This window comes from Mesorhizobium sp. M4A.F.Ca.ET.050.02.1.1 (assembly GCF_003997725.1).
GTDB lineage: Bacteria > Pseudomonadota > Alphaproteobacteria > Rhizobiales > Rhizobiaceae > Mesorhizobium.
In genome coordinates, this window is record NZ_RZSG01000545.1 from 1 (window position 1) to 4,111 (window position 4,111).

A 4,111-nucleotide genomic window follows, 5' to 3' on the forward strand; every position below is an offset into this window, starting at 1 on the left:
CGCATGTTCCTCGACCGCATGGCGACCCACATGCTCGCCTTCGAGGGCGACGCAGCTTGTCCTTCTCATATTCCTCGAAGTTGCCCTCGAACCATTCGACATGCGCGTCGCCCTCGAAGGCGAGCATGTGGGTCGCCATGCGGTCGAGGAACATGCGATCGTGGCTGATGATGACGGCGCAGCCCGCATAGGCCTCCAGCGCGTCTTCCAGCGCGCTCAGCGTCTCGGTGTCGAGGTCGTTGGTCGGTTCGTCGAGCAAAAGCACGTTGCCGCCGCCCTTCAGCATCTTGGCAAGATGCACGCGATTGCGCTGACCACCGGAAAGGTTGCCGACCTTCTGCTGCTGGTCGCCGCCACGGAAGTTGAAGGACGAGCAGTAGGCGCGGCTGTTGACCTCGTGCTTGCCGAGCTTGATCACCTCGGCGCCGCCGGAGATCTCTTCCCACACCGTCTTGTTCGGGTCGAGCGCGTCGCGGCTCTGATCGACATAGCCGAGCTTGACCGTTTCGCCGATGCGGACCGAGCCCGTATCCGGCTTCTCCTGGCCTGTAAAGGTCTTGAACAGCGTCGTTTTGCCGGCGCCGTTCGGGCCGATGACGCCGACGATGCCGCCCGGCGGCAGCTTGAACGACAGATCCTCGATCAGCAGTTCGTCGCCAAAGCCCTTGTTGAGGCCCTCGACTTCGATGACGACATTGCCGAGCCGCTCGCTCGCCGGGATGACGATCTGGGTGTCGGTCGGCTTGCGGTTCTGCGACTGCTCGACCAGTTCCTCATAGGCCTTGATACGCGCCTTGGACTTGGTCTGGCGCGCCTTCGGCGACGACTGGATCCACTCGCGCTCGCGCCAGATCGCCTTCTGGCGCGAGTCGTCCTCGCGGCCTTCCTGGATCAGGCGCTTGGCCTTGGCGTCGAGATATTTGGTGTAGTTGCCCTCGTAAGGAATGCCGCGGCCGCGGTCGAGCTCGAGGATCCAGCCGGTGACGTTGTCGAGGAAGTAGCGGTCGTGGGTAATGATCAGCACCGAGCCCGGATAGTCGCGCAGGTGCTTTTCCAGCCATTGCGTGGTCTCGGCGTCGAGGTGGTTGGTCGGCTCGTCGAGCAGCAGCAGGTCGGGCTGCTCCAGCAGCAGCCGGCACAGCGCCACGCGGCGGCGCTCGCCGCCCGACAGGTTGGTCACCTCGGAATCGGCCGGCGGGCACTGCAGCGCGTCCATTGCCATCTCGACCTGCTGCTCGAGGTCCCACAGGTTCAGCCTGTCCATCTCGTCCTGGAGCTTGGCGGACTCGTCCGCCGTCTCGTCGGAATAGTTCATCATCAGCTCGTTGTAGCGCTCGATGATGGCGGTCTTCCTGGCGACGCCGTCCATGACGTTTTCACGCACGGTCTTGCTGTTGTCGAGGTGCGGCTCCTGCGCCAGGTAGCCCACGGTCGCGCCCTCGGCCAGCCACGCTTCGCCCTGAAACTCCTTGTCGAGCCCGGCCATGATACGCAGGATGGTCGACTTGCCCGAGCCGTTGGGGCCGAGGATGCCGATCTTGGCGTCCGGATAGAAGGACAGATGAACGTTATCGAGCACCTTCTTGGTGCCGTAGGCCTTCGACAGGCCGGACATGTGATAGATGAACTGGCGAGCCACGCGCGCTTTCCCTGGAACTGAAGTGTCAACTGGATGGAGGTTGCGCGCTATGTAGGCGATGCCGGGCCGAACGGCAATCGCTTTCGGTGCCGCGGCCCGAACACCAAACGCTCATCAGCCTGCAAGCATCCGGTTGCCGTCGCCCTTTTTCGGCACGCTATCCGTTCATCCGAAAGCACCGATTAATCATTTCCCGGCAAAACGGAGGTGATGGCAATCGCTGGTCGATGGCGATTGCAGCGAAGAGGACGGATCGACTGCGTTGCTGAACAGTTTCCTGCTCCTTGCCGAAGCGGTTCTCTATTTCGGCGTCATGGTCACGCTGTTCCGTTTCAGGGCGCGCATCGGCCTCGGCGTCTTCGTCTGCGCGCTCGGCGTCATGCACTTTCTCGAGACCTATCTGGCCAGTGTCTTTTACGTCGCCCTGCCCTTCGGCATGGTGTCGCCGGGTTCGGCGGTGCTGTTCTCGGGCAAGCTGGGGATGCTGCTCCTGCTCTACATCAAGGAAGACGCGGCGACGGTGCGGCAGCCGATCTATGGCCTGCTGCTCGGCAATGCCCTGATGATCGGCTTGGTGCTGATCCTGCGCCTGCACGCGATCTCGCCGCTTCCGGACGGCAAGGCCCCCGATATCGGCTTCATCGATCAGATGGGCTGGCTGATGGTGTGGGGCACGTCGTTGCTCTTCGTCGACGCCATCCTGATCATCCTGCTCTATGAAAAGCTCGGTGGCTACCTTCGCGATCAGTTGTTTGTCCGTATCCTCGTCTCCGTCGCCTGCGTGCTCAGCTTCGACCAGGCGGGCTTCTTCACCGCGCTGCATTTCGTCACCGGCGCGCCGATCGCCGTCTTCTTCGGCGGCTGGTACGCCAAGATGAGCGCCGCCCTTGCCTACAGCCTGATACTGGTTGCCTATCTGCGCTGGTTCGAGGCCCGGCAGATCGCCGTGCCGCGCGGGATTTCGGACATTTTCGACACGCTGACCTATCGCGAGCGTTACGAAGCGCTGGTCAAGCATGTCGGACGCGACGGCCTGACCGGCCTGCTGCATCGCGGCAGCTTCGAAACCGACGGCCAGGCCGCGGTCGCCGCCAGCCAGCGGACCGCCAGGCCGCTCAGCCTGCTGATCGTCGACGTCGACCATTTCAAATTGATCAACGATCGCTTCGGCCATGCCGAGGGTGACAAGGTGCTGAAGTCGATCGCCGCGGTGCTGACCGAGGTCGCCGGCGCCGAGCAAAAGGTATTCCGGATAGGCGGCGAGGAATTCGCCATCCTGACCGAGCAGCCGCACGCCGTCGCAAGGCTGCTCGGCGAAAGCATCAGGCATGCGGTCAAGGCTTCCGCCAGCACCAGCAGATTCGAGCTGACCGTCAGCGTCGGCGTTTGCACCCTTGGCGAGGCCAGCAACTGCCTGGCCGATATCTTCGCGCTGGCCGACGAACGTCTCTACAAGGCCAAATCGGCGGGGCGCGACCGCGTCATCGGCGAACTGGGCGACGACGAGGCCCAAGATCCCGGCATCCGGACGAGATCGGCATAAGGCGCCGGCGGCAGAGCGGCGAAGGCTCTCACCAGGCTTATTGGAAGCCGCTCGGATCGACCGTACCTTTCGGGCAACCCGCCTTGGTGGTCGGCGCGGCAGCCAGCATCAGGCTGCCCAGCGTGCTGTCCGGGCCGATCGGGCCGGAGAGGCCGAGCGTCAGCTCGCCGATCATGCGCCTGCCGCTCGATGGATCGACCAGGCAGGACACACGGACCCGGTCGCCGGCGCCGTCACCGAAGGCGCCGTCGAAGGCGTCGCGGATCTGATCCGACGTCAGCTGTTTGCCGATATGTTTGGTGAAGAGATCGCGCACCGGCGACGCATTCACCGCCTGCATCAGGTTCAAGGCATCGGCGAAATACTCCTGCTGGCTCTTGCCGTAGCAGGTGCCATGCTTGATCCATTCATGCCGCTCCAGCTTGGAGGCGGTGCCCGGCATCACCTGATCGAGCTCGGCGCGGGTGTTCGCATCGAGATCGACCTTCGGCAGGTCCTGCCAATGGGCGGGATTGTCACTGGCCTTGTCGCCCGCCGACACCTGGCAATAGAAGTTGCCGTTCGGCTGCGGCCACAGCCCATGCAAGGTGAAATGCGTGGCGTCGAAGCCGGACTTCGACTGCGCCTGGCATTCGGGCTTGCTGGACTTGGTCTCGCAGAAAGCCGGCTGCCAGCTCAGCGCGAAGACATATTCCGGCTTGCCAGAGCCAGGCTGCGCCGGCTTATTCTGATCGGCCGGCTCCGGCGTCGCAGCAGCACTGCCGGCGGTGACATGTCCGCAGCTGATCTTCACCCAGCGACGGTCCGGATCGGCGCCCGGCACAAGGATGAGGTAATGTGTCGGCTCATCCTTGTTGCCCGCCAGCAGCTGGTAGCTTTGTCCGGCCGCGGTCGATATGTTCCCGGGGTTCTTGCCGTTCTTGATCGCC

The 4,111-nt window shown here is 63.6% G+C and carries 3 protein-coding genes; 1 reads left to right on the plus strand and 2 read right to left on the minus strand.

The window, feature by feature from the left end:
- Nucleotides 1-1,639, minus strand: a 1,639-nt coding sequence (gene ettA / locus EOA33_RS26505; RefSeq protein WP_127406978.1) for an energy-dependent translational throttle protein EttA, incomplete at its 3' end; no start/stop codon positions are given.
- Between the two features lie 262 nt (nt 1,640-1,901).
- On the opposite strand from ettA, the gene EOA33_RS26510 reads away from it, so the two are divergent.
- Entirely contained in the window at nt 1,902-3,182 is a 1,281-nt protein-coding gene (locus EOA33_RS26510; protein WP_127406979.1) for a GGDEF domain-containing protein, read from the plus strand.
- A gap of 37 nt (nt 3,183-3,219) precedes the next feature.
- On the opposite strand, the gene EOA33_RS26515 is transcribed toward EOA33_RS26510, so the two are convergent.
- A partial coding sequence (locus tag EOA33_RS26515; protein ID WP_127406980.1) for a ribonuclease occupies nt 3,220-4,111 on the minus strand: 892 nt, incomplete at its 5' end.